Here is a 26,617-nt window from a genome sequence, read left to right on the forward strand (position 1 = left end):
TTTTCTGGTGGCGTGTTTTTATACAGGATTTTGGCGATGGCTTTTACGTGTGCATCTAATTCTTTTTTCTCTTCTGGGGTCATTGGCCTTTCTACTAGGGATGGAACACAAGTCATTGTCTCTTGAAGGGGTGCTGATGTACAGTCCCCCCTTTTATTCGCGAGAAACAATCGCGAATATTTTCCCCTTCTCCCCATCTCTTTGCAAAATTGGGATGCTCCCAGAGAATCAATTTTTTATTTATATGTTTCTTTAAATACTTAAAGTAGCCGTCAATAGATTCCGGTTTTCTCCCTGATTATACTTTCCCCGTAGTAACAAAAGAGGGATTAGTTGCATTTAATGTGGTTTCATTTGCAATTATTGTGGTTTGGAGACCACCTCTAGTTGCAGATTAATGTGGTTTCAGAATTACCTTGATTGCAGTTTTGGACATTTATGATTGGAGCTCGCCACCATGTAAGAAAAACTCTTGAGTCATGGCTTTTTACACTGAATAGCTACCGCATCTACAAATCTTCCTTGTTCTTCAACACTTTTAAACATTGGATCTTCAGAATCGTTGAAATAACCTCTCCTGATTTCAGTAAAGCCAATTTTTTCAAGTTCTAACTTCATTGAATTGTAGTCCCACATCCAAAGATGCTTCTCATTACCTAAAAAAGCTTGAATTATACCTTTTACTCCTCTTGGTCTTGCAATTAACCCCATACCTATCTCTTCAATAAACGAAATTGAAGCGTAAGTCCTAAAATTCACAAGTATGTAACAAAAAATTAAGCAAAAGAAGTATGGCGATCGCTCTTCTCAACAAGCAATTATTTTTAATAATGTACACCATAGAGACTTAATATTGGCTAGTATTTAATTGCAAGAAAATGCTTGATAATGCGATCGCTTAGATTAAAAGACGTATCTATGTTTACCATAGGTAAAATTTTGCTTTCAAAGCTTGACATCTGCTACAAATTTTGTTGATAATTAGCGTTTGTGAAAACTTTAGCTTTTTAATATAAACTCTTGGCTAACGTTATAGTTATAGGTGCCCAGTGGGGCGATGAAGGAAAAGGAAAAATCACCGACCTACTCAGCCGCTCCGCAGATGTAGTAGTACGTTATCAAGGGGGTGTCAATGCTGGACACACAATTGTAGTCAAGGGTCAAACCTTTAAATTGCATTTGATTCCCTCTGGTATTTTGTACCCGAATACAGAGTGCATTATTGGTTCAGGAACAGTCATCGATCCACAGGTTTTAATAGCAGAACTCGATCAAATAGAAGAACTTGGCATTTCAACTAGCAATTTATTAATTGCTGAAACAGCACACGTGACAATGCCTTATCATCGTTTGATAGATCAGGCATCAGAGGAACGCCGAGGAAATCATAAAATAGGTACGACTGGTCGAGGTATTGGCCCAACCTATGCGGATAAATCCGAGCGGACAGGAATCAGGATGTTAGACCTGATGGACTCCCAAGGGCTAAGTGATCAACTAGAGTGGACGATCAATTATAAAAACCTCATTTTAGAAAAGCTTTACAACTTACCACCGCTAGAACCCCAGAAGGTGATAGATGAATATCTGGGGTATGCGGAAAGATTACGACCTTATGTAGTCGATGCTTCCCTAAAAATTTACGATGCGATTCAGCGACGACGCAATATCTTATTTGAAGGCGCACAAGGTACACTCCTTGATCTTGATCATGGGACTTATCCCTATGTCACCTCTTCTAACCCAGTAGCTGGGGGGGCTTGTGTTGGTACAGGGTTAGGCCCGACAATGATAGACCGGGTTATTGGGGTAGCAAAAGCCTACACTACTCGTGTTGGTGAAGGGCCTTTCCCCACAGAATTAGATGGGGAATTAGGAGAATTGTTGTGTTCCCGTGGTGCAGAATTTGGCACAACCACCGGACGCAAACGCCGATGTGGCTGGTTTGATGCAGTCATCGGTCGTTACGCTGTACGTATCAATGGCTTAGACTGTCTGGCAATTACTAAACTAGATGTCCTTGATGAACTAGAGGAAATCAAAGTTTGTGTTGCCTATGAGATAGATGGGGAACGCTGTGAACATTTTCCTACAAGCGCCCGTAAGTTTACCCAATGTCGTCCCATTTACAAAACCTTACCCGGATGGCAGCAGTCTACCAGTAACTGCCGTTCTTTAGATGACTTGCCAAGACAAGCGTTAGATTATCTCAAATTTTTGGCAGAATTAATGGAAGTGCCAATCGCGATTGTTTCTTTAGGAGCCAGCCGCGATCAAACTATCATTGTCKAAGACCCGATACATGGCCCCAAACGGGCTTTGCTACACGCCGATGGTTCTCCAGCTTCATTGCTGAGTGCTTAGGAATGGGGAACGGGGATTCTCCAGAGGAGACGCTACGCGCACGGGGATCGGGGATCAGGGACAAGGAGGACAAGGGAGACAAGGGAGAGAATAAACACTGATCCCCAATCCCCGATCCCCGATCCCCTTTCCCCGATCCCCCAATTTGTCAATTTACAACTAACAATTTCTATGGAACTTACGATTGATTGTAAAAAGCGACCGGAAGGTAGCAAGCCCAAAGCTTTGCGTCGTTCTGGATTAATACCTGCTAATTTGTATGGTCACAAAGGTAGCGAGTCTATTTCTTTAGTTGTTGATGCTAAAACTGTTGAGAATTTACTCAAGAAGGCTCGTGTCAACAAAACTGAGTTTGAACTCAATGTTACAGATTTGGATTGGCGCGGTAAAACGGTGATCCGTGAACTTCAAACTCATCCGGCGAAGGGAACACCTTACCACTTGAGTTTTTTTGCTGCCAGCAAAGGTTGATAGAGTTTATCATAATTGCTGAAAAGACCAGGGTTTTCACCCTGGTTTTTTGTTGATTGAACCACATAGAACACAAAGGAACAAACAGAACAGATGACAGTTTCTATTCCACCTTTAATTGAGCAGATGTTACAACCTGGTTTTTATCCCCATGCGGTACAGGAACCAGTGAAGTTAATTCAGACGCATGTTTCTTATGTGTTGTTAACAGGGGATTATGTTTATAAATTAAAGAAGCCTGTAAATTTTGGCTTTTTGGATTATTCGACCTTGGAAAAACGCCAGCATTTTTGTGAGGAGGAGTTAAGGTTAAATCAGCGAGGTGCGGGGGAATTATATCTAGAAGTATTGCCTATTAGTTTGGTAGGTGAGCAATATCAATTGGGGGGAACCGAAGCGGTAGAGTATGCGTTGAAAATGCGTCAGTTTCCCCAGGAAGCTTTGCTGAGTGAAATGTTTGAGCAGGGGAAGTTGGAGGAGAAGCACATCGCAGAATTGGGACGGGTAGTAGCAGAGCTTCACAGGAAAACTGTTACCAATCATTACATTCGTTCTTTTGGGGAAGTATCACAAGTCCGGGCTGCATTTGACGAAAATTACCAGCAAACAGAAAAATATATTGGTGGACCACAAACTCAGGTACAGTTTGAGGAAACGAAGCAGTATACTGATCGATTTTTTGCAGAACGTGCGGATTTATTTAAGAGTCGTATTCATCACAATTACATTAAGGAATGTCACGGTGATCTACATTTAAGAAATATTGCGCTCTGGCACGATCAGATTTTGCTCTTTGACTGTATTGAGTTTAACGAGCCGTTTCGCTTTGTTGATGTGATGTACGATGTAGCGTTTGCGGTGATGGACTTGGAAGCACGGCAGTGCAAAGATTTAGCTAATGTGTTTTTGAATACTTATATTGAGCAAACCGGAGATTGGGAAGGTTTACAGCTATTACCTTTGTATTTAAGTCGTCAGGCGTATGTGAGAGCGAAAGTAACTTCGTTTTTGTTAGATGATCCTGGTGTACCACCAGAGGCTAAAAAAGAAGCGGCGAAAACTGCGGCGGCTTATTACCAACAGGCGTGGGAATATACTCAACCGCGTCAAGGACACTTAATTTTAATGTCGGGGGTATCTGGTTCTGGGAAAAGTACAACAGCTCGGTATTTAGCTCAACAGATAGGAGCAATTCACCTGCGCTCAGATGCAGTGCGGAAGCATTTAGCGGGGATTCCTTTACTGCAACGCGGTGGAGATGATTTGTATACCCCCGAAATGACTCAAAAAACCTATGCACGCTTGCTGGAATTGGGAATCATGCTGGCAACTCAAGGATTTAAAGTGATTTTGGATGCTAAGTACGATCGCCAGCAATTACGACAAGAAGCAATTACTCAAGCCCAAGATAAGCAAATACCTTTACAAATTCTGGGTTGCACTGCACCTCTAGAAGTTTTACAACAACGTCTGCAACACCGCACTGGTGATATTGCTGATGCAACTGCTGAATTGTTGGAATCACAACTTGCTGCTGCTGAGACTTGGACAGAAAAAGAAAAACCACTAGTAAAAATTTTGGACACAACTCAACCAATACAGGCACAATTAAAGGAAATATTTAACTAATGTCTTAACAGAAAATTTGAGATTTGAGATTATTCATGAGTCAATACAGTTCAGATAAGACCAAAAATGTAGAGACGTTGCACTGCAACGTCTCTACACATCATCAAATCTCACTAAAAATCCTTAACACCAACCGTATTGATTCGTGAGTAGGAAAGTAATTTTTGTAATTCACTACGAAATCCGAAATCCAAAATCCATAGACGCGTAAGCGGCTTCTCGTAGAGTAATCCAAAATCCAAACTCCTGTTAGAGGTTGACCTCATGGCACCACAAAAGAACAATTTCAACCAATTTCTATCGATTTCGCCCAACTTCCTCAATCAAATCCTGTTTGGGGTATTTTTAACACTCATTTTTTTGGTAGTCGGTTATGCACTACCTGTAAGTCTTTTCTTGGGCGTGTTGGGTGGTTTGGCTGTAGGGTGGCTGACTACAGCTAATAAAAGTAGCCCTCAGAGTGATGCAATTGCTTCTTCTGAGGGTATTGACGCAGGTTTGAAATACTGGTTATTTTTCTTGCTTGGCTTTGTGTTTTTAGGATACAAACCATCCGTAAGCATCTTGCTGGGTTCCTTGGCTGGGATTGGCGGAGGCTGGCTAATTGCTTGGTGGAAAAGCAAGGAAGAAACTAGAACTCAAATCCCCGATGAATTAACAGATGAAACACAACTAGAATTACCCGCAACCCCAACTGTCAAACGGCGCATCCGAAAGCCCACACGTCATTACCGTCGTTCATCTGGTAATTCCAACTGGCCACGCTTTTGGCGGAGGTAAAAAAGTTTTGGGGATCAGGGATCGGGTATTAGGTATTATTCTCCTCCTTGTCCCTCTTAGCAATTTTTAATTTTTAATTTTTAATTGATAAGTCCCCCTTATGTTCTTATATCTATCAAAGTTGCTACCACTATTCCTTTATCCTTTGGGGCTAGCTAGTATTTGTCTAGTGGTGGCCCTATTTATGGTATGGAAACGCCCTCGCACAGCAGCGATCGCAATGATGTTGGCACTACTAATATTGTTATTGAGCAGTAACGCCTGGATTGCTAATCTGATGGTGCGATCGCTTGAATGGCAGTATTTACCACCCGCACAATTACCCAATACTGAAGCAATAGTTGTTTTAGGTGGTGCTACCAAACCAGCTTTACCACCACGACCGGGTGTAGATTTAAATGAAGCTGGCGATCGCGTAATTTATGCTGCTCAACTTTATCGCCAAAACAAAGCCCCCGTGATTATTCTGAGTGGTGGACGTATCAATTGGGACGACAACCAAGGTTTAGCTGAATCTGAAGATATGGCTCAAGTCCTTACATCGATTGGTATCTCACCAGAAGTTCTTATTCAAGAATCGGAATCTCTCAATACCTATCAAAATGCAGTCAATGTCAAAAAAATACTTGACAGTCGTGGAATTCGCCAGATTTTGCTAGTAACTTCAGCTATGCATATGCCACGATCATTTTTAATCTTTAAGCGTCAGGGTATTGATGCTATCCCTGCACCAACTGACTTTCTTGTGACTCAAAGTGAAATGGAAGCACTAGGCCACACTCCTAAAGCTGCTATTTTAAGTTTGCTACCCGATAGCTCTAATTTACATAAGTTTACTGCGGCAGCAAAAGAATATGTGGGTATGTTTGTCTATCGTTTAAGAGGTTGGCTTTGATTTGAAAAATCAACACTCACCACTCACTAAGTCATAATGGATCAGGAGTTGCACAATTACTTTTGACCGATAATTCCTTAATGGTACAAGCCCCCAGATTTATCTGTGGAATCGAGCCAAAATCCAAAATCCTGTTAGAGGTTGACTCCTTATTTTTATGTCTAAATACTTACCGTATATTATTCCTGCGCCTCAACCTCAAGTTGAGGAAAGTTTTGCTGTCTACCAAACTACTCACCAGTTTTATCACGAAGTTAAAACAAGATTAGATCATCAAGAATACTGTGAGTGGTACTACGCAGTAGCAGAACAGCATCGTCAAGACCTAAAAAAAATGCGCGGCGAATTGAATATAATGCAGTTTTTTGTTCGCCGCAAATGAGGGATATTAGATAATTTCTAACTCCTGTTCACGGAAGTGAGCTTTAAATTTTTTACTAAACTGCACTAAGACGGGCAAGTTAGCACTAACTGGTCTATCGTGCCATTGAGTAACAATAGCTATCACTTCTCCCTCTGTACCTTTCATGTCAAATGCATTACCGCGATGTTCGGGATGATGGTACACTACCACGGATTCTTTAACACGAACGCGATCGCCTTTATTCATAACAAAGTTTACACCTAGCTTCTGCTTTTCCACAAGTGTCTCCACTGCCATCCCTCACTGAACTTGTTGCTCATAAAATAGACTGCTTGCAAAAGTCGATTTTGGCTTCTAGCAGTATAGAGGCGCAATTTAACGCCTTTATTCCTCCTAGACAAACAAAGCCTGCCCATGCAGGCTTGAATATAATTCGTTCTCTTAGTCTAAAACCCTGTTTTCCAATCGACGAGAAGAATAAGAGAACAAAGCGACATCAAAAATCGCCTATACTTTGACAACAGTCCCAACCATTTTATCTTCACTCCACTGTGATACAGCAGTCAACCTCTAACAGGATTTTAGATTTTGGATTGATCCCACTTATGAAATCTGCTTACTCTGTACCCTGCTCGGAATAATTGGTCAAGTTAGTACTTGTGGTTGATAGTTGGTTCGTAGTTGTTGATTCATAAAAATCTAAAATTTGAAATATAAGACTTCATTTTAAATATCTAGTGCCTCAAGAATCCTATCCAATCGAAGCTGATTCTCTGTCCACTTTCTCTTCTCTCAGAGAAAGTGCGATTTTAAGCATTCGCAATACTCTGCGTCCTGGACAGCAACAAATGGCTGATTGGAACTCTGGCCCATTGGCTGTCTCTGCTGTTCCTGGTGCGGGTAAATCCACAGGAATGGCAGCGGCTGCGGCGGTTGCGATCGCCCGTCAGTATCAGCGTTCAAATTCTTCAGGTTCGTCTCAACGTCAGCAGTTGGTTGTTGTGACCTTCACTCGTTCTGCTGTTGCTAATATCAAAGTTAAAATCCGCAAATACTTACGTGAAGAATTATCCTTACCTCAAACTGGTTTTGTTGTATACACGCTCCATGGACTAGCTTTAAATATTGCTAGTCGCCATTCCGATTTATCAGGATTGCAATTAAATAACGTCACATTAATTACACCAAACCAAAGCCACCGCTTCATCCGTACAGCCGTAGAACAATGGATTGCTAGCCACCCAGGGCATTATTTTCGCTTACTAGAAGGTATACAATTTGACGGTGAAGAAACTGAAAGATTGCGTCGTCAGTCAGTATTGCGAACAGAAGTACTACCAGACTTAGCAACAACCGTAATTCATGAAGCAAAAAGTTCGGGAATGTTGCCAGAAGATTTACGACGTTTGGGTCAACAAACCACAGACAACTATGAAATTTTAACTGTAGCTGCGGGATTATACGAGCAGTACCAAAAATTAATGCGATCGCGTGACTTCATTGACTACGACGACATGATTTTAGCTGCACTGCGAGTACTAGAAAATCCCAGCGCCCGCAAAATCGAACAAAACCAAGTATTCGCCGTTTTTGAAGACGAAGCCCAAGACTCTAGTCCTCTCCAAACCAAACTATTACAAATTCTTGCCACCAACCCCGACGATCCTAACCAACAAAACTTAATTCGTGTCGGCGACCCCAACCAAGCAATTAACTCCACCTTCACCCCCGCAGACCCAATTTATTTTCGTGAGTTTTGCGAAGATTGCAACAACAAAAATCGTTTAGCAACAATGGATCAAGCAGGACGCAGCACCAAAATGATTATTGATGCTGCCAATTTCGTGTTGCAATGGGTAAATAGTGCCTATCAAGCCAAAAATCAAAATTCCCCTACATCCCCCTTTCGTACCCAAATCATTCGCCTTGTTGATTTTGGTGATCCTCAAAAAGATGCGAATCCTCAACCAGTAGGACAGGGACTAGAACTGTATACACCGCGAGATATTCATCACACAGTCGAATTACTTTCCCAACGAGTAATTCAGTTATTTTCCTCAGAACCAAATACCATTAGTGCAGCCATATTAGTCAGAGAAAACCGTCAAGGTAGATGGTTAGCAGAAGCACTGACACCTGTATGTAAAGAGCATCAAATTACACTTTATGACGTCGGAGAACGCGATCGCCATTCCCATGTACCCCAAGAAATTTTGGCATTACTACAATTTTGCGATCGCCCCCACTCCCCCGACCACTTGAAAGCAGCCTTAGAAGTCTTTGTACAAAGACAGTTAATTCCCACTCAAGACCTTAACGCCCCTGCTTCTGTACCTGAAGAATTCTTGTATCCAGGCCCCTTGTCTGCACTCCAGCCAGAACCAGCACAAAAAGCCGCACACTTATGTCGAAGTTTACTACGGGCGCGGATGGAACTACCCCTGTATCAACTCATTTCCTTCCTAGCTTTGGCATTAAACTACGACCAAGCAGAACTTGCAACTGCCGACAAACTCGCAGAAAGAGTGAACATACAAATAGCTGGTCATGCTTCCATGACAAATATGCTGAGTGTCCTGAGTGAAATCGTCAATTCCGAAAGATTTGAACCCGTAGAAACAGAAGACTTAGAAGCCCGTTACACCCGTCGCGGTCAACTGACAATTATCACCATGCATAAAGCCAAAGGTCTAGACTGGGATTACGTATTTATACCATTTTTGCATGAAAACTTAATACCTGGGCGCTTTTGGGTTCCTCCCCAAAGCCAATTTCTCGGAGACCTTACCTTATCAGAAGTCGCCCGCGCCCAAATTCGGGCTGCACTTCACGATCAAGCAAACTTACCAGATGTCACCCAAGCTTGGGAACAAGCAAAATACCTCAAAACAGCCGAAGAATATCGTTTACTCTACGTCGCCATGACACGAGCAAAACGCCTGTTGTGGATGTCTGCTGCTCAAAAAGCCCCCTTTACCTGGAGTAAACCAGAGAATTTGCAAACCTCAGCACCATGTCCAGTCTTCCCCGCATTAAAGCGACAATTTCCTGAATGTGTCCTTTAATATTGTCAAACCTGCTCACTTCTCCTCTTTTTCTTGGCGTTCTTCGCGTCTTGGCGGTTAGTTTCAAACTCCATAGTTTATAATGATGGATTGTGTCGAATTATAGCCATCCCATGCCCAAACTCAAAACTCGTAAAGCTGCGGCAAAAAGATTCCGCGCCACCGGCAGTGGTAAAATCGTACGTCGCAAGGCATTCAAAAACCACTTGCTCGAACACAAAAGCTCCAACAAAAAGCGTAAGCTTTCCAAAACAGTTCTTGTTGACGAGCGTGATGCCGAAAATGTACGCTTGATGCTCCCCTATTTGTAATTTGTTCAGGAAAATTTAAGCCATGACAAGGGTAAAACGCGGTAACGTTGCTCGCAAACGCCGCAAAAAAATTCTCAAACTCGCCAAAGGTTTTCGTGGATCTCACTCCACTCTATTTAGAACCGCCAATCAACAAGTAATGAAGGCGCTGCGGAGTTCTTATCGCGATCGCAAAAAGCGCAAGCGTGACTTCCGTCGCCTCTGGATTACCCGGATCAACGCTGCTGTTCGTCAACACGGTATGAGCTACAGCCAGTTTATCGGTAATCTCAAAAAAGCTAACATCCTACTCAATCGTAAAATGTTGGCACAAATGGCAGTCCTAGATCCAACTGGTTTTGCTAAAGTAGCAGAATTGGCAAGCCAAGCAAAGAGTTAAAAATGGGTAATCCCAAACAGGTAATGATGGGGGGATGGGAAAATCGGGCGGTGGGGAGACAAACCCTACACCCAAAACCTGTCACCCGCAATTACTTTTTTAGGAGTATTGGCAAAAAAATAATTCTTTTGTTGTTGCTATTTGCCTTTGTGATTGCAGATACACAATCCTCAGCATCTGCCGCAGAACTCCCAGAAATTCAGCGGCGGGGCTATTTAACGATTGCTGTCAAGAATAATTTGCGTCCCTTGGGATTTACAGATCAAAAAGAAAAAGGTAATCTTCAAGGTTTTGAGATTGACTTAGCGCAACAATTAGCAGCAGACTTACTTGGGAAAGCCAATGCTGTTAAACTCAAACCTGTAGCGAATCGCGATCGCCTCTCACAAGTTATAGATCATAAAGTTGATCTCACTATTGCCAGGGTGACAGCAACCGAATCACGCGCCCGCGTAGTGAGTTTAAGTATACCTTACTACTTTGATGGCACAAGATTAATTACCAAAAATACCTCTATACAGAAGCTAGGCGACTTAGATAAACAGAAAATAGCCGTTCTCAAAAATTCTAGTACCATAGCTGATATTAAGTATTATTTGCCACAAGCAGATTTGGTAGGGGTGAATTCCTATGCAGAAGGGCGATCGCTTTTAGAAAATAATACAGTAGTGGCTTTTGCTGCCGATACTAGCGTTCTGAGTGGCTGGGTGCAACAATATCCTCAATATCGGCTAGTACCAGTCAAACTATCAACCGAGCCTTTATCTGTAGTCATGCCCAAAGGATTGCAGTATGATGATCTGCGGCGTCAAGTAAATGGAGCGATCGCACGTTATTTGGAAAAAGGTTGGCTCCAGCAACGCGCTCAACACTGGGGTTTACCGTAAAATGGTCATTTGTCATTGGTCAATGGTCAATGGTCAATAGTCAATAGTTTTTTTACAATTGACTCTGGACACTTGACACTTGACGATCAACTGTAGCGAAGAAGTTGATAATAGATAAAGAAGATATTTTTAATAAAGGCAATGGATAACAATTTACCAGTTATTTATCTTGCAATTTTGGTGGGTATTCTCTTATTCACCTTTATCAATGTTGTTCCCCAGATTTTCAAAAATCGCAAGCTAGAAAGAAACTTTTCCCGCTTACGAAATAAGCTAGCAAAAGAAAAGGGAACGGCTCAAGAGTATTACGAATTAGCTAGTATTTATTCAGAAAAAAAAGTTTATACTCAAGCGGTGAGTCTGTTTCAAAAAGCTTTGAAAGCCGCAGAAGAAGAGGAAGAAGAAAATGTTGCTGTGATTTATAATGGCTTGGGTTTCGTTTATTTTGCTCAAGAACAATATGATTTAGCAATTCGTCAATACAAAGAAGCAGTGAAAACCAAACCTGATTATGTCACAGCATTAAATAATCTAGCTCATGCATACGAGCGCAAAAATTTAACTGCTCAAGCACTACAAAGTTACGAAGAAGCACTCAAATACGATCCGAAAAATTCCACTGCTAAACGTCGCGCTGAATCTTTACGGCGTTTGGTAGCTGCGTAATTTATAACCCCTCCCGCAAGCAAAGGAATGCTTGGGGATGGGGTTTTTCCTATTTCTTATTCTTATCTTCTAGGTTCTCAGTTTTTTGCAGTATGGGGATGCACTGGTTAATTATCCAAATTAAGACTTCGATGGGTGCGTCTCCTTGTTGAATACGGTTTTCAGCTTGGATACCGACAAATAAGATTTTCAGGACTAGTAATAAAGTGATAATTTTCTGATTTAGGCTGGAAGTTTGTTTCTTTGTAGTCATTTATTTGACCTCATGTTTTTATTTACGAGGTCAATTGTTTTTTTGGGTATTTCCCCAGACACATTCCCCACGTAATGTCTATAATGCTTGTATCATCAAGCGTTGCAGCGTGGGGAAGTTTGTTTGTTTGGGCAATTTAATTTTCTTAAGATTCTCTTTATATTTGACCGATGGTAAGAAATATTCGTTGGGATGAGTCAGTTTTAAAGAATATTCTAAGTTTGGTAGATGCTTTACTTTTATTAGCGGAACAACAACCAGAAAACTTACAACCAAAACCCCAGATCTATGTTTATTGGGAAGATGATAAACTGCGAGTTACAGGATATGAAACCAAACAGACAAGTAAAAAAAGAGCCAAAACAGTTGAAGTTGGTACAACACAGAAACACCTACTGAACTTACTTAAAAAAGTAGACAAAAGCTTAATACTCCCTCGGCGCAAACAGAAATCTGGTAGCAGTGACTCAGAAAGAAAATTGCGGGAAGTACAGTATTTTTTTGACAGTCTCAAAGAATTGGAATTGTTAAAAGTACATAAACAAAGTAGAGGCTATTGGATATTTACAATAGCCCTAAAACATCAAACAGCCACAAGGGAAGAAAATTTGGAGGTGGTAAAGCAGAAGTGGAAGAAACATCCAAAAACGAATTCTCCACAAATTTCCCAAACCCCACTTCAAATAATAGATGACACCATCGATTGGCGGGAAGTCTGTCGCCAACCATTGGAAAAGCACAAGCAACTAACTTCCAAACAATTGATGTGTGCAGATGCAATGGTATTTGATATCGATAAACTTCACGTACCTTTGGCATTAATTGAACGCAAAGAGCCTGATAAACGCAGTGGCGATGATAACACTGCATCTTCGCGGTTATATCAACCAGAATACGAAGAACGGGAAAAGTTTGAGTACAAAGAATTTCTTAGCAAAGTTCTACAATCACAGCAAAGCCACAAAATTGCCATTATTGGCGAACCAGGCGCAGGTAAAACGACGCTGTTGCAACGCATCGCCTTTTGGATTTTGGATCAAAACGATAATTTACCAATTTTTATAAGCTTGGGTAATTTGGGGAATTCTGCACCAAAATTCCAAGATATTCTCAATAATTGGTTAGAGGATATTTTAGGTAGCGAAGCAAAGAAGAGACAAGCTGAATTTGAAAAGCTGTTGAGTGATGGTAAGGTGTGGCTGCTGCTGGATGGCGTAGATGAAATGGCAGCTGACAGAAATCCTCTGAAATTTATTGATACATGGATACCAAATTGGTGTCAACGTTGTCGCGTTGTCTTAACTTGTCGATTGAATGTCTGGGAAGCAAACCCTTATGCACTCAATGCTTTTCAAACCTACCGCACGTTGCAGTTTAGCCAAGAGAAAGTTGAGGACTTTATCAAGGCTTGCTTTAAAAACCCCAACGATGCACAACAATTGCAGCAAGCGTTAAATCAACCAGGGAAAGAAAGAATTAAAGATTTAGTTAAAAACCCTTTGCGCTTGACGCTGTTATGTTCCACTTGGCATTTACGCGATGGTAAGTTACCCAATACAAAAGCAGAACTTTATCAAATGTATGTGGATAAATTTTATGATTGGAAAAAAGATGAATTTCCTACAACATCCCAACAAAGAAAGCAACTTAACGCCAAGCTGGGAAAGTTAGCACTAAAGGCAATTGATCAGAAAGAGAAGCGATTTTGTTTGCAAAAGAAATTTATTGAAGATGTATTTGATGATGATTCACTGTTTGATTTGGCAGTTAATAAGCTTGCTTGGTTAAATCAAGTTGGGGTAGATGCGAAGAATCCAAATGAGCCTGTTTATGCTTTTTACCATCCCACGTTTCAGGAATATTTTGTAGCACATTGGTTTATGCAGCACCAAGATTTTCGGAGGCTTTCCCGTAATGTTTATCAGCCACATTGGCGTGAAGTGTTTTTGCTGACTGTAGGTATGTTGTCGGATTCTGTCTGGGAAAAGCTATTGAAGCTAATTCAACAACAGATTAATGCCTCAATCAAGAATAATAATAAACTCCAGGAATTTCTAACCTGTGTACAGCATAAAGCCCATTCAATGAGTAATGGAAGATACAAACCTGCTGCTGTGCGTGCATTTTACTTTTACTTGGCTCGTCTGGAATTTAGTTGTATCCAAGAACTTATCCACCCCAATAGAAACATCCTTGCCTATGAGATTGATCCTAACTTCAGACGGGATATGTCTAGTGGTTATGAACAATGTAGTGATTTCAAGTTCATCTTCAGCCTCCCAAATGATATTGCTCTTGACATTGCTCTTGCGCTTGTCTTTGACGGTGATATTGCCCTTGTATACGCTCTTCAAGTTATTAAACTTATCTTTGAATTAGAACTTACTCCTCAGTTTCAACTTGAACTACAGTTCCTAGAGAGTTTGCTACCTTCTCAATTTAAAGATTGGGACAAAGAAAATTGGCATACGTGGTTGAAGTATTTGCACAACACGATGATTGAACATCGCAAAATTGGGCATGACTGGCAGTTTACTAAAGCTCAGGAGGCTTTGTTACAGCAGTATTATGACGCAAACAAGCTGTTACTAGACTGCTTGAATGAAAGCAAGATCAGTTCAGAAGTTAGGCAAGAAATTGAAGGTACACTGCTTTTTACAACAGCTTAATTATCAAAATTTGTCGCGATCGCCAGCAACTCGCCATCATTACCTTGCAAGTTCCCAAATACTAAGGAATTTACCAAAACGTTAATTTTTATTGAACTTTAGCAACACTAATGTTGTTTTAGTAGAGCATCCAATCCCAATCAGCAACAACGTTTCAAGCTTTATTAGGGGATGTAAACTTACAAGAAGCCAACTACTGTCAGGCTAGAACATTTGAGAGAATCAAAAACGATTTAATAATTTAGACGCAAAAGTCCACCCCTTATTCGGACACGCCTGGTTTAATGTAAACGGAGAACACTATTATGAAATTGGCTTACTGGATGTATGCAGGCCCAGCCCATATCGGCACTCTGCGGGTTGCCAGTTCTTTTAAAAACGTTCATGCTATCATGCACGCACCACTGGGCGATGACTACTTTAACGTCATGCGCTCGATGCTGGAACGGGAACGGGACTTTACCCCAGTAACTGCTAGTGTTGTGGATCGCAACGTTTTGGCGCGTGGTTCCCAAGAAAAGGTGGTAGACAACATCACCCGCAAGGATAAAGAAGAAACTCCAGACTTAATCGTTCTTACCCCCACCTGCACTTCTAGTATTCTGCAAGAAGATTTGCAAAACTTCGTCGAACGGGCGCAGTTGGAAGCCAAAGGCGATGTGATGCTGGCGGATGTGAACCACTATCGCGTCAACGAATTGCAAGCAGCCGATCGCACTCTGCATCAAATTGTTCAGTTCTACATCGAAAAAGCTCGTAAAAAAGGCGAACTTCCAGAAGGTAAAACCGAAAAGCCCTCTGTTAATATCATCGGTATTTCTACTCTCGGCTTCCACAACCAGCACGACTGCACCGAGTTGAAACGGTTGATGGCAGACTTAGGAATTGAGGTAAATGCTGCTATTCCTGAAGGTGCTTCGGTTCACGAGTTGAAAAACTTACCTCGCGCTTGGTTCAACCTCTGTCCTTACCGCGAACTCGGCTTAATGGCAGCTCGTTACCTCGAAGCAGAATTCGGGATGCCCTACGTAGACATCACGCCTATGGGTGTAGTTGAAACTGCTCGTTGCATCCGTAAAATTAAGCAGATTGTTAATGCCCAAGGCGCTGATGTTGAATACGAAGACTTCATCAACGAGCAAACCTTGCATGTATCCCAAGCTGCTTGGTTCTCCCGTTCCATCGACTGTCAAAACTTAACAGGTAAAAAAGCGGTCGTCTTTGGTGATAATACCCACGCTGCCGCTATGACCAAGATTTTAGCGCGGGAAATGGGCATTCACGTTGTTTGGGCTGGAACTTATTGCAAATATGATGCTGATTGGTTCCGGGAACAAGTCAGCGAATACTGTGATGAAGTCATTATTACTGATGATCACGGTCAAATTGGGGATGCGATCGCTCGTGTCGAACCCTCTGCTATTTTCGGTACACAAATGGAACGCCATGTTGGTAAGCGTCTGAATATCCCCTGCGGTGTGATTGCTGCACCTATCCATATCCAGAACTTTCCTATTGGTTACAAACCATTTATGGGTTACGAAGGTACTAACCAAATTGCCGACTTGGTCTACAACTCCTTTACACTGGGAATGGAAGATCATTTGTTAGAAATCTTTGGTGGACACGATACAAAAGAAGTAATTACTAAGGGTATATCTGCGGAATCTGACCTCAACTGGACTAAAGATGGTGTCGCAGAATTGAATAAAATTCCCGGTTTTGTTCGTGGTAAAGTGAAGCGCAACACCGAGAAATTTGCTCGTGAGCGAGGTATTAAGGATATCACTGTTGAAGTGCTGTATGCTGCGAAGGAAGCTGTAGGAGCATAGTTATATAGTTAGGTTTCAGCTTCAAGCTAGGTATGATCACAAAGTGTTTCCTAATTGGAAACACTTTTATTATTCGTATTATTTAACTAATTTGAAAATAGAAATTTATGAGCAGTAACCAATCACCTAACAGTTCTAATCAAAATAGACTATACACAAGATTAATTACTATTCTAAGAATACTTCAGTTTGTCGGCTATTTCATTGTAATTGTTTCTTTTGTTATACAATTTTCATTTTTTCGATCTTTGAGTTTTCAATCATATAATGGTGCAATTTTATTAGGAGCCTTACTTTATTTAGTAATTAGTTGTATAATGGTATATATTTTTACAGAAGTATTAATAGCAATTATTGATCTCTTAAGTCGTATAGAAAAAAATACAAGACCCTAAATAATAAGTGGACTTGATATGAGAGCGATCGCACCTACCAAGCGATCAAATTCGAGCTAGTTTAGTTAAGCTGTTATGCATTTAAATTGTATATTTTGCGATCAGGTTGTCAAAAGTCAAGAGTCCAGAGTCAAAGACTAGTTTGGACTTTGGACTGTTGACCCTGGACAGTCCTAACGCAAGAATATTTAATCTAAGCGCACATCAGCTTAGGATCATGTTTGAGCAAATCGCCATGAGTGCGATCGCAAACCCTGAATCGGGTGCTTTTGGAAACGCTTGTATAACGTTGGAAATTTCTTAATTTAGCATTTTTACTGATTATCTTCACAACTTCCTCAACTTTTATTCCTAAATTTAAAGAGTAGGGTAGTTTGAAAAAGACATCATAATCAATGACAATTAAGACAATCTTATTTCTGGCAGCCAATCCGCTAGATACGACACATCTGCGTTTAGATCAAGAGTTCCGAGAAATCCAGGTAGAGCTAGAGCGGACTAAACAACGAGAGCAATTTAAACTAGAACAGCGTTGGGCTGTGCGGTCAAAGGATATCCAAAGAGCAATGCTGGATTTGAACCCGCAAATTATTCACTTTGCAGGACATGGAGCGGGAGAAAAGGGGTTAGCCTTTGAGGATGAAAGCGGATATGCCAAGTTAATAGATGGAGACACTTTAGCAAGCTTGTTTGAGCTGTTTGCTCGTAGTCTGGAGTGCATTGTGCTTAACGGCTGCTACACACAGATACAAGCAGAAGCGATCGCCCAACACATTCCCTATGTTGTTGGTATGGATAAGGCAATTGGGGATAAAGCAGCAATTGAATTTGCTGCTGGCTTTTACAGTGCATTAGGTGCAGGAAAGTCCTATGAATTTGCTTACAAGATGGGACGTGTTGCTATTAAGCTTGAAGGAATTCCAGAAGATTTAACACCTCAATTACTGATAGGAAAAGGCGTGCCACTGCCACCAGAAGAAGATATTCAATTAACTGGAAATCAAAGGGCAGAATTTAGAGTTGCTCTTGTCAATGCTTATGATGAAGGCAGCATGAGAATGATGCTGAATGAGAAGCTAAACATTAATTACGATCAAGAAATTCCACAAGGGCATAATTATCAAGAAACAATTTTTAACTTAATTAGGTATTTTGAGCAACTAGGACAAGTTATTGATTTGTTAGAATCTGCCTCTCAAAATCGACCTCGTAATTCACAACTCAAAAACTTTTATCAATCTATTATTTTAACTAAATAATTTACAGTGGGAGGTAGATATGGAAAATCAAAGTTACGAAAAATGGCTAGAGTCCAGAATAAATTCCAGAAAAGAAGATTTTAAACTTGCTCTTAATAGTGCTTATACTGAAAGCAGTATGAGAATGCTGCTTAAGGAAAAATTAAATACCGATTATGATACAAATATTGACAAAGGAAAGAATTTTCTAGAAACTATTTTTAACATAATTAATTACTTTGATAGAAAAGGATGTTTAATTGAATTACTAGAAAAAGCTTGTGATAATCCAACAATAAATCATGAACTCCGTAATTTCTATAATTCAATTCTAGAAGATATAGATGGTCTCACTATTAAAGATAAATTACCAAAGGAATTTGAAGAGATATGTGACTCTTTAATGAGAGGAAAATTAATTTTTTTTCTGGGTTCAGGCATTAATTATCCTCCTGATGGAAACACGGAAAATCTACCACCTAGTGATATTGACATCGCTAAACTATTAGCTACAAGTAAAGATTTCAAGAAAGTACTAGGGCTACCTTGCCAAGTCTGTCCTACCAAATTAGAACACAGACCTAGTTCTTTAGCTTCCCAAAATATTTGTCCTATTTGGAAGGAAATAAGAGAAAGTCCTAATAAAAAATATAAACAATTAAGACATGAACAAGATTTAGCATTTGCTAGGTTAGAGATGCGTTGTTTATCTCAATGTATTTTGAATGAGGCAGATTCAAATTTAAAAAACATTCTTAGAAAAATTTTCAGAAATAACTATAATAGGCATCCTTACGAACCCAACACGGTACACAAAACCTTAGCGAAACTTGCTCAAAAAATACCCAAAAATAATTTGTTTATCCTAACAACAAATTATGATTATGGATTAGAAAAAGCTTTTGATGATGGAAAGTTTAATTTTGAGGTTATGTATTACTTTATTGATGTTAATAAATCATTTTTTACTGGTGATTTTTGGCACAAATCCTATTTTAGTAATGATAGGAAAAATGATGATAGTCCAGGGGAAATAGTATGCCAAGACTATCAACTGCCTCAAACTCCAATTATCTTTAAGTTGTATGGCGGTGTTTTATACAAAGCAAAGGAAGTTTACGATAGTTTTGCCATAGCAGAGTCTCATTTTATTAATTACTTGCAAAGTCCTAAAGAAAAATTTCCTGAGAAGCTGACGAACTATTTAAAAGACGGTAATATTCTTTTCCTTGGCTGCAATCCTAATGATGCTGATATACTTGCTCTCTTGCATAGATTTTTCCCTGAAAGGTTTTTCACAAACAAACCAAGACCTGAAGGATGGTTTATTAACCCATTAAAACCTGGAGAAATGCATGATGAAGGAAAATGGAGAGAACTGGGAATAACTCTCATTGATGAATGTTCCTTAGATTATTTATTGAGTGAATTACAGAAGTATGTGGAAAAGAAGTTAGTCTCTCAATAAGCCTTCATCATATTCTCAAAATAAAATTCTTACAGAGGTTAAATAATGATTTACAAACCCTATCCAGGCTTAGAACCCTATCAGCAAAAAGATGCAATATTCTTTTTTGGGCGAGAAGTATGGCGGCAGAAAATTATTGATTGCTTAAAAGCAAATAAACTGACAGTACTTTATGGTGAAAGTGGTGTTGGAAAAAGCTCTCTTCTCCAAGCGGGTGTTGCTACTCACTCGTACCTATTAGCGGAAGAGAATCATAAAAATAAAGAGATTGGAGTGCCAAAATATGTTGTTGTAATCTTCAAAAATTGGCAAGAAAAAGATTTATCTTATTTGTCAAGAAAATTGTTAAATAAAGTTCAAGAATCCGTTGCCGAAGTTATGGAATCTGATTTAGAATCTTTAGAACAGGAAAAAAAAGAAATTAAAGATAAACTTCAGCAGGAAGCCGAAAAAAAACAATACGCTTTTCCATCTGATTTTTATCTAGAATTAAAAGTATTAACAAAAATAATTGGCGAAAAAAATTGGGATGGTCAATTATTTATTATTTTGGATCAATTTGAAGAATATTTTCAAAATTATCCTCAAGAAGAAGACCCATTTGTAAAAGAATTTTCTCACGTAGTTAACTCTGAAAGTTTGGCTGTTAATTTTTTAATTGCCATTCGATCAGATGAATTTTATAAGATCGAACGACGATTTAAAAAATATATTTCCAATTCCATTCGCAATATAGAATTACCACCTCTTGATATAAATTCAGCACAAGACGCTATTCAAAAGCCTATTGAGAGATATAACTTCATTCAGTGTCTTAGAAACTCCCGTCTAACTGTACTTACTGGAGATAAAGATGTAGGCAAAAGCTTAATGATACAAGGAGGGATAATTCCTTATTGGGTTACAAGTAAAATTAGCCAGGATTCAAGCTCACTGGAATCAGAACTATCTTCGTTTCCGCTGATTGTTTTTGACACTTGGGATGTACGCAGTGAGTTGGTAAAGCAAATTCGAGATCAAATGGGTGATTCGCAAAATAAACATCGATTAATTATATTTGATCATTTTGAGGACTATATTAATACTCATCCTTTATGGAAAGATGAATTGAATCAGGTACTAACGAATATTCCTATTAATTTATTGATTTCCACTCGCAATAAATATATTGAATATTTAAAATATTTCATTGCTCAATTTCAAGATTTTAAGGAAGAAAATCATGAATATAAAGTTCCATATTTCAGTTTATCTGAAAATTCTCTTATTTTTCATAACAAGGAGCAATTATCGAATATAGAAATAGCGGAAATTAAAGAAGAGTTATTTGCTAACAAAATTACCAAGGTATTGGTTAATTTGGCTAAGGAAGAAAAACTGATTGTAGCTCCCTTTTTACAACTGGTAATGACTGAGTTGTGGAAGAAGGCAAAATGCGAAGACGGAAAGCGAATTCTCACATTAGAGACAGTAAAAAAACTAGGAAAAAAGAGAATAGTTCCCCAGACTCAATCGGAAGAAGTGGAAAAAACACTATCAGAGGATGAAATTATCAAGAAGGGAATTGAGGAAATTATCCAACAGTATGTAGATACCACAATAAAAAAATTAGGAAAGAATATAGAACAAAACATAAAATCTAAAAGCCTGAATACAGTTTCTCGTATCCTTTATTATCTAAGTACCCCCTCTGGTACTAAAAGCGCCCTGTCTGTCAGGGAAATCATCGCTTTTGCTGAGGAAGACGCTAAAGTTCTCAAGCACCTATATCTACCAAAAATGGAGAAAACCGAGGTTGTGAAGGTTCTTGATGAATTAGATCGCAAACGGATCTTGCGACCAGTCGGACCCTCACCAAAACAAGACAAGATTGATAAACCTTACGAGATTTATTTTGATGGTTTAATGCCAGCTCTTCAATCTTGGCGAACAAAATATATAAGTCAACTTCGCAGGATTAGTCTAAAACAGAATTTACCAACTCAGTCCTTGGCTTTGTGTAGACAAGGAAAAAGAGAGTTAGCTGCACTATTAGCATGTCAAGCTTATGGATCTCATACAAATATGGGCTATCCAAAAGATTTATCTGAGGTTGATGAAGCTTTACGGGAGATTTTGCAATATCCATATTTTAGTTGCCTGCTTACTGTTCCTAATAAGTCCTCTAATAAAAGAGATTTCTGGCAGGTAAAATTTAATGCGGATGGAACAATGTTAGCTGCCAGCAACCATGATGGAAGTCTTTGGGTATGGGATGTGGAGAAGGAAGGTACAACTCCTAAACTGATAGGTTGGCAAGAAAAGGCTCACGATGATCGTCACATGTCTCCTGGCTCAAATCTAGACATGACAGTTGTCTTCAGTCAAGACAATCAAATGTTGCTTTCAAGTGGTCGAGATGGGAGAATTAAACTTTGGGATCTTTCTCACTTAGAGATTAATAATTTGAATTTACAACGAATAAATTGCATCTCTGAAATTAGAGACCCAGACCAAAAAAAGCTAAGTCAAGATGGTTTTACCTCAGTGTCACTTATTGATCGGCAAGATGGGAAAAAAATCCTAGCAGCAGGTAATTGGACAGGTAAGATTTGGCTATGGGATATCAGTCAACCTCAACAACCTGAGCGATTCCGAGAACCATTACAGCGCCAACTAGATTGGCTAGCTAGCCTACAAAAATGGTTAGATAGTCTCATTGATGGACTGTCAAAGCTCTTCTCCAGAAACAATCATCGGAAAAATAGACCTTCAGATCCTTGGATTTGGTCAGTTGATGCTAGTCCAGATGGTAAGCTACTAGCTGCTGGAGGAGGGGATGGAATTGTCTATCTCTGGAATATTGAAGATCCTCAAAAACCTAAGTTATTAAGGAGTTTAAAGAAACATAAGCAAGAAATTTTTTGTGTGGCGTTTGCTCCAGATGGAAAATGGTTAGCTTCAGGAAGCAAAGATTGTACGGTTTGTCTGTGGAAACTAGATCAGATTAATGTTTATATTCAAAGTCCACTAGAAAAAATTTTGAAAAGACATAAAGGATGTGTCAGAGCAATTTCCTTTAGTTCGGAGAACCCGAATTCAGTGAGTGATGGTGAAGTTTACAAGAAACATTCAACGAAGCTGGCCTCAGCCAGTGAAGATCAGACAATTAGGGTGTGGAATCTTGAAAATCTTGAAGAAGAGCCAGAAGTATTGCATGGTCATTCCTACAGCGTTTCTTCAGTCGCATTCGATCCAAATAACCCGCAGCGTTTGATTTCATGTAGTTGGGATCGGACAATGCGATTTTGGACTTTGGGAACTGAAGCAAAAATTTTTCAAGTGGCTGAGAAAGATGTGATTTGGGATAAAATCATTATCAAATTTTTGAATTTAAGGGCTGAATCCAAAATTTTAAAATCACGTCAAAAAGAGGTGATAGGAGTTACCTGGATTGACGAGACACACTTTGCTTTGGTCTGCTCTAATGGAATTTTAGAAGTCCGAGAATGTGACAATTATATTAATATAAATAAACCGCTTACTTCTTGTTTCATCTCTCCAGATATCTCGACAGTAGCCTTTTTTGGGGAAGGTAAACAACAAAAGATAGCTGTCGGAAATTCAGATGGCTCAATCTGGATATGGGATTTAAATTTTCAAGATATAAAAAATAAGCCAAATAATAACAAAAAAAATCTTATAGAAAGCAACAAAGAACGTAAGATTAATTCACTTGCTTTCAGTTCTGATGGTAAGTTTATTGCAGCCGTGATCGAGAACAATCTTCAAGTTTGGGAGCGAGAGGAATCCACACAGGAATATAAAATTATACATAACATTCCACTGAACAATAAACTCACCATTACTTCTGTACTTTTCCAACCTTATGCCTCTAATGATGAACAGATTGTAGCCATTGCTTATAAAGCAGGGAAAATAAATTTATTGAATCTAAAAACTGGAAATTTTCTCACTAAATCTCCGCTTGTTCATGAGAAAACCTATGAAGATGCGCCCATCATTTTGGCTTTTAGTTCTGATGGAAAATGGCTAGTTTCAGGTAGTGATCAACGGTATTTTGTGTTGTGGGATACAAATCAGCTTGATAATGGGCAAAGTCAAGTAATTCCTCCTAATTCAGAAAGCGAGTCAAAGTTGAATTGCTGGGTAACTGCCCTAGCATTTAAAGATAACCGATGGATCGCTTCAGGACGTTATGACGGTAGCATCGAGCTATGGGATCGGGAAAATTTAGACAATGATCCCTTTGTTCTTCAAGGACATAAAGAAAAAATAACCGCGATCGCCTTTAGTCCTTACAAAAAACAACTCGCTTCAGCTAGCTTTGACAATACTGTTCGCCTCTGGACTATAGAAACTGAAGAATTGGCTAAGAAACTGAAGCAAAAACTATATCGTGATTTAACCAGACAAGAAAAGGATAAGTTCCTAGGTTGAGTTAAATCTTTTTCCCCTGCAATACTATTAGCGATCGCGCCGTCACTATCACAGATTCATTACCTTGGTAAACACGGCTCTCCTCAATAAAGCGAGGTTCAGTCGTATCAATGATCACCTTCCACTCTCTATCCTCTAGCCCAAGCGGTAAGGCAAATTCCATGATTTTATCCTCCCCATTGAAAAACATGAGAAAGCTGTCATTGCAGACATCTGGTCTGGAAATTCCTTCACTGTTCAAGAAAATACTAATGGCACAAATGCCACCTTGCCACTCTTCCTCGCTGATCTCACTCCCATCTGGATTGAACCAATCAACACTACCCGTGCGCGAACTCCGCTCTAACCAATTGTGCTGCTGAAACACCAAATATTGACGGCGAAACTGGAGTAACTGGCGCGTAAATTGCAACAATTCTTTTTGTTTTTCAGTCAAGTCCCAATTATACCAAGAAAAATTGGCATTATCTTGATTGTAAGCATTGTTGTTTCCCTGTTGGGTTCGCCCGATTTCATCTCCTCCCAACAGCATCGGCACACCATGAGATAGCATCAAAGTCGTCAGGAAATTGCGTTGTTGCCTCTCCCGTAGCTGTAAGATTTCTGGATCGTCCGTTTCTCCTTCAACTCCACAATTCCAGGAGCGATTGTTATTGCTGCCATCCTTATTGTTTTCTTGGTTAACTTCATTGTGTTTCTCGTTGTAGCTGACTAGGTCGTTGAGCGTAAAGCCATCGTGGCAAGTGATATAGTTGATACTGGCACGGGGGCGTTTCCCTTGGTTTTTGTATAAGTCAGGGCTACCCAAAAAACGATTGATCAATTCTTGTCTATTTTTCTGTTCGCCACGCCAGAAGTCGCGCATCGTATTGCGATACTTGTCATTCCACTCTGACCATAAAATCGGAAAGTTGCCCAATTGATAGCCACCGTCCCCCGAATCCCAAGCTTCAGCAATCAATTTCACTTGAGAAAGAATTGGATCTTGATGGATGATGTCAAAAAAAGCGGCTCCCATGTCGTACTGAACCTGAGTGATTTTCTCACAGAAAGTTTTGGATTCACTTTGGTTGTTGTCTTGAGAAATGGTTAGCTGGATTTGATAGTCAGTGGAAAAGCATTCCCGCGCTAGTGTCGGAGCCTCATCAAAGCGAAAACCATCTATGTGCATCTCCGTAACCCAGTAACGCAAGCTATCTAAAATCATTTTCAAGACTTGGGGATGACTGACATTGAGAGAATTTCCGCAGCCTGTAAAATCTAGATATTCACTCTTGTTATCTTCGTTCAAGCGATAGTAAACTGCATTATCGATACCGCGCCAAGATAGAGTCGGTTCTGATGGGTTTCCTTCTCCCGTGTGGTTATAGACCACATCTAAAATGACTTCGATACCCGCAGCATGGAGACTTTTTACCATCTGTTTGAACTCAGTGACTTGCTGTCCTAAGATGCCACTAGCACTGTAACCAGAATAGGGAGCAAAATAACCGAGAGTTCTGTAACCCCAGTAGTCGCGGAGTCCATATTCAGCCAAAAATTGGGGACAAGGGAAAATGTGATGGACAGGTAGCAGTTCCACTGCTGTAACACCAACAGACTTGAGATGAGCGATCGCAACTGGATGAGCTAACCCCGCATAAGTTCCCCGTAAGTTTTCAGGAATGTCTGGATGAAGCTTGGTGAAACCCTTGACATGAGTTTCGTAAATAATGGTTTCAGACCAAGGAATTTGCAGGAGCCTATCTCCTTCCCAATCAAAGGTATCATCAATCACAATTGCCTTGGGAATCAAATGAGCATCATCTAAGCCTAAATAGAACAGTGATGGAGATGGATCTTTTCTTGAATCTTCTAATGAATAATTAAAAATTTCTTGCCCGTAGATCACATCGCCTGCGATCGCCTTGGCGTAGGGATCGAGCAGTAATTTAGCTGGATTGAAGCGGTGTCCTTTTTCAGGTTCATAGGGTCCATAGACTCGAAATCCGTATTTTTGTCCCGGTTTGACACCCTGCACATAACCGTGCCAGATATGGTTTTGCACCTCAACCAGAGATAGGCGAGTTTCCTGCTCCTTTTCGTCAAACAGACAAACCTCAACACCTGTGGCGTTTTCCGAAAATAAAGCAAAATTTGTTCCCTGACCATCCCATCTCGCACCTAGAGGATAGGGGTTTCCAGCCCAGAGTGTCATATCCATGATTATTCACCAAACAAGGATTATAAGTAGCGTAACTGCAACGAGACACTACATAATCTTTATTTCAAAGCCAAAGCATGAATAAGCTGTTATGCATTTAAATTGTATATTTTGCGAGCAGGTTGTCAAAAGTCAACAGTCCAGAGTCAAAGACTAGCTTGGGCTTTGGACTCTTGACCCTGGACAGTCCTAACGCAAGAATATTTAATCTAAGCGCACATCAGCTTATCAATGGATGCTGTTGGTGAAATATAATTTAATTTATTATTTAATTGAAAAAATATTAAGTATTTCTACTTCCTGAAAAT

General features: G+C 39.8%; 20 protein-coding genes. 16 read left to right on the forward strand and 4 right to left on the reverse strand.

Translation table 11 applies throughout. From position 1 onward, the window contains the following. Positions 1–477 precede the first annotated feature (477 nt). Positions 478–711 (reverse strand): hypothetical protein, encoded by a 234-nt coding sequence (locus tag B4U84_RS24040; RefSeq protein ID WP_131120795.1) that lies wholly within the window; start codon positions 709–711, stop codon positions 478–480. Between the two features lie 309 nt (positions 712–1,020). Between B4U84_RS24040 and B4U84_RS24045 the strand changes: the two genes are divergently transcribed. The 6 genes from B4U84_RS24045 (at position 1,021) to B4U84_RS24070 (ending at position 6,521) form a co-directional block, all read left to right on the forward strand. Further along, positions 1,021–2,364: an adenylosuccinate synthase gene (locus B4U84_RS24045; protein WP_131120796.1), complete on the forward strand. Its 1,344-nt coding sequence runs from the start codon at positions 1,021–1,023 to the stop codon at positions 2,362–2,364. A 171-nt stretch (positions 2,365–2,535) separates the two neighbouring features. Continuing rightward, entirely contained in the window at positions 2,536–2,835 is a 300-nt protein-coding gene (gene rplY / locus B4U84_RS24050; protein ID WP_131120797.1) for a 50S ribosomal protein L25, read from the forward strand. Positions 2,836–2,928: 93 nt separating this feature from the next. Continuing rightward, a complete protein-coding gene (locus B4U84_RS24055; RefSeq protein WP_131120798.1) occupies positions 2,929–4,464 on the forward strand; it encodes a bifunctional aminoglycoside phosphotransferase/ATP-binding protein in 1,536 nt (511 codons plus the stop codon). Between the two features lie 264 nt (positions 4,465–4,728). After that, the gene (locus tag B4U84_RS24060; RefSeq protein WP_017311696.1) at positions 4,729–5,244 is read left to right on the forward strand and encodes a hypothetical protein; all 516 of its coding nucleotides are present in this window, start codon (positions 4,729–4,731) and stop codon (positions 5,242–5,244) included. A 100-nt stretch (positions 5,245–5,344) separates the two neighbouring features. After that, positions 5,345–6,139: a YdcF family protein gene (locus B4U84_RS24065; protein WP_165490337.1), complete on the forward strand. Its 795-nt coding sequence runs from the start codon at positions 5,345–5,347 to the stop codon at positions 6,137–6,139. Positions 6,140–6,296: 157 nt separating this feature from the next. Continuing rightward, positions 6,297–6,521, forward strand: a complete 225-nt coding sequence (locus B4U84_RS24070; RefSeq protein ID WP_017311698.1) for a hypothetical protein — start codon at positions 6,297–6,299, stop codon at positions 6,519–6,521. 6 nt (positions 6,522–6,527) lie between these two features. Here the strand turns inward: B4U84_RS24070 and B4U84_RS24075 are convergent, their stop codons facing one another. Next, entirely contained in the window at positions 6,528–6,800 is a 273-nt protein-coding gene (locus B4U84_RS24075) for a ferredoxin-thioredoxin reductase variable chain (protein ID WP_017311699.1), read from the reverse strand. Positions 6,801–7,240: 440 nt separating this feature from the next. On the opposite strand from B4U84_RS24075, the gene B4U84_RS24080 reads away from it, so the two are divergent. The 5 genes from B4U84_RS24080 (at position 7,241) to B4U84_RS24100 (ending at position 11,811) form a co-directional block, all read left to right on the forward strand. Continuing rightward, the gene (locus B4U84_RS24080) at positions 7,241–9,568 is read left to right on the forward strand and encodes an ATP-dependent helicase (protein WP_131120800.1); all 2,328 of its coding nucleotides are present in this window, start codon (positions 7,241–7,243) and stop codon (positions 9,566–9,568) included. Between the two features lie 113 nt (positions 9,569–9,681). Next, a complete protein-coding gene (rpmI, locus tag B4U84_RS24085; protein ID WP_017311701.1) occupies positions 9,682–9,879 on the forward strand; it encodes a 50S ribosomal protein L35 in 198 nt (65 codons plus the stop codon). A gap of 22 nt (positions 9,880–9,901) precedes the next feature. Beyond that, a complete protein-coding gene (gene rplT, locus B4U84_RS24090) occupies positions 9,902–10,258 on the forward strand; it encodes a 50S ribosomal protein L20 (RefSeq protein ID WP_017311702.1) in 357 nt (118 codons plus the stop codon). Positions 10,259–10,260: 2 nt separating this feature from the next. Next, the gene (locus tag B4U84_RS24095) at positions 10,261–11,145 is read left to right on the forward strand and encodes a transporter substrate-binding domain-containing protein (RefSeq protein ID WP_207390984.1); all 885 of its coding nucleotides are present in this window, start codon (positions 10,261–10,263) and stop codon (positions 11,143–11,145) included. 141 nt (positions 11,146–11,286) lie between these two features. After that, positions 11,287–11,811 carry a tetratricopeptide repeat protein gene (locus B4U84_RS24100; protein WP_044451244.1) on the forward strand — a complete coding sequence of 175 codons (525 nt, stop codon included), beginning with the start codon at positions 11,287–11,289 and terminating at the stop codon, positions 11,809–11,811. A 49-nt stretch (positions 11,812–11,860) separates the two neighbouring features. Here the strand turns inward: B4U84_RS24100 and B4U84_RS24105 are convergent, their stop codons facing one another. Beyond that, positions 11,861–12,064: a hypothetical protein gene (locus B4U84_RS24105; RefSeq protein ID WP_131120801.1), complete on the reverse strand. Its 204-nt coding sequence runs from the start codon at positions 12,062–12,064 to the stop codon at positions 11,861–11,863. A 170-nt stretch (positions 12,065–12,234) separates the two neighbouring features. Between B4U84_RS24105 and B4U84_RS24110 the strand changes: the two genes are divergently transcribed. The 5 genes from B4U84_RS24110 (at position 12,235) to B4U84_RS24130 (ending at position 24,106) form a co-directional block, all read left to right on the forward strand. Beyond that, complete coding sequence (locus tag B4U84_RS24110) at positions 12,235–14,733, forward strand: NACHT C-terminal helical domain 2-containing protein (RefSeq protein ID WP_131120802.1); 2,499 nt, start codon at positions 12,235–12,237, stop codon at positions 14,731–14,733. Between the two features lie 305 nt (positions 14,734–15,038). Continuing rightward, complete coding sequence (gene bchB / locus B4U84_RS24115; RefSeq protein WP_017311708.1) at positions 15,039–16,565, forward strand: ferredoxin:protochlorophyllide reductase (ATP-dependent) subunit B; 1,527 nt, start codon at positions 15,039–15,041, stop codon at positions 16,563–16,565. A 790-nt stretch (positions 16,566–17,355) separates the two neighbouring features. After that, complete coding sequence (locus B4U84_RS24120; RefSeq protein WP_131120803.1) at positions 17,356–18,219, forward strand: effector-associated domain EAD1-containing protein; 864 nt, start codon at positions 17,356–17,358, stop codon at positions 18,217–18,219. Positions 18,220–18,238: 19 nt separating this feature from the next. Continuing rightward, on the forward strand, positions 18,239–19,666 hold the full coding sequence (locus B4U84_RS24125) for an SIR2 family protein (protein ID WP_131120804.1): 1,428 nt from the start codon (positions 18,239–18,241) through the stop codon (positions 19,664–19,666). 45 nt (positions 19,667–19,711) lie between these two features. Continuing rightward, complete coding sequence (locus tag B4U84_RS24130; RefSeq protein ID WP_131120805.1) at positions 19,712–24,106, forward strand: WD40 repeat domain-containing protein; 4,395 nt, start codon at positions 19,712–19,714, stop codon at positions 24,104–24,106. A 1-nt stretch (position 24,107) separates the two neighbouring features. Here the strand turns inward: B4U84_RS24130 and B4U84_RS24135 are convergent, their stop codons facing one another. After that, entirely contained in the window at positions 24,108–26,309 is a 2,202-nt protein-coding gene (locus B4U84_RS24135) for a glycogen debranching protein (protein ID WP_131120806.1), read from the reverse strand. Positions 26,310–26,617 lie beyond the last annotated feature (308 nt).

Origin of the sequence: Westiellopsis prolifica IICB1, from assembly GCF_004323185.1 — a bacterium.
Classification (GTDB): Bacteria; Cyanobacteriota; Cyanobacteriia; order Cyanobacteriales; family Nostocaceae; genus Pelatocladus; species Pelatocladus prolificus_A.

Bases quoted from the DNA above. Each gene is read 5' to 3' on its own strand.
- bchB (WP_017311708.1), top strand. From the start codon at position 15,039: ATGAAATTGGCTTACTGGATGTATGCAGGCCCAGCCCATATCGGCACT.
- B4U84_RS24110 (WP_131120802.1), top strand. From the start codon at position 12,235: ATGGTAAGAAATATTCGTTGGGATGAGTCAGTTTTAAAGAATATTCTA.
- B4U84_RS24075 (WP_017311699.1), bottom strand. From the start codon at position 6,800: ATGGCAGTGGAGACACTTGTGGAAAAGCAGAAGCTAGGTGTAAACTTT.
- B4U84_RS24060 (WP_017311696.1), top strand. From the start codon at position 4,729: ATGGCACCACAAAAGAACAATTTCAACCAATTTCTATCGATTTCGCCC.
- rplT (WP_017311702.1), top strand. From the start codon at position 9,902: ATGACAAGGGTAAAACGCGGTAACGTTGCTCGCAAACGCCGCAAAAAA.
- B4U84_RS24130 (WP_131120805.1), top strand. From the start codon at position 19,712: ATGATTTACAAACCCTATCCAGGCTTAGAACCCTATCAGCAAAAAGAT.
- B4U84_RS24095 (WP_207390984.1), top strand. From the start codon at position 10,261: ATGGGTAATCCCAAACAGGTAATGATGGGGGGATGGGAAAATCGGGCG.
- B4U84_RS24070 (WP_017311698.1), top strand. From the start codon at position 6,297: ATGTCTAAATACTTACCGTATATTATTCCTGCGCCTCAACCTCAAGTT.
- rpmI (WP_017311701.1), top strand. From the start codon at position 9,682: ATGCCCAAACTCAAAACTCGTAAAGCTGCGGCAAAAAGATTCCGCGCC.
- B4U84_RS24055 (WP_131120798.1), top strand. From the start codon at position 2,929: ATGACAGTTTCTATTCCACCTTTAATTGAGCAGATGTTACAACCTGGT.
- B4U84_RS24125 (WP_131120804.1), top strand. From the start codon at position 18,239: ATGGAAAATCAAAGTTACGAAAAATGGCTAGAGTCCAGAATAAATTCC.
- B4U84_RS24105 (WP_131120801.1), bottom strand. From the start codon at position 12,064: ATGACTACAAAGAAACAAACTTCCAGCCTAAATCAGAAAATTATCACT.
- B4U84_RS24040 (WP_131120795.1), bottom strand. From the start codon at position 711: ATGGGGTTAATTGCAAGACCAAGAGGAGTAAAAGGTATAATTCAAGCT.
- rplY (WP_131120797.1), top strand. From the start codon at position 2,536: ATGGAACTTACGATTGATTGTAAAAAGCGACCGGAAGGTAGCAAGCCC.
- B4U84_RS24120 (WP_131120803.1), top strand. From the start codon at position 17,356: ATGACAATTAAGACAATCTTATTTCTGGCAGCCAATCCGCTAGATACG.
- B4U84_RS24135 (WP_131120806.1), bottom strand. From the start codon at position 26,309: ATGGATATGACACTCTGGGCTGGAAACCCCTATCCTCTAGGTGCGAGA.
- B4U84_RS24100 (WP_044451244.1), top strand. From the start codon at position 11,287: ATGGATAACAATTTACCAGTTATTTATCTTGCAATTTTGGTGGGTATT.
- B4U84_RS24065 (WP_165490337.1), top strand. From the start codon at position 5,345: ATGTTCTTATATCTATCAAAGTTGCTACCACTATTCCTTTATCCTTTG.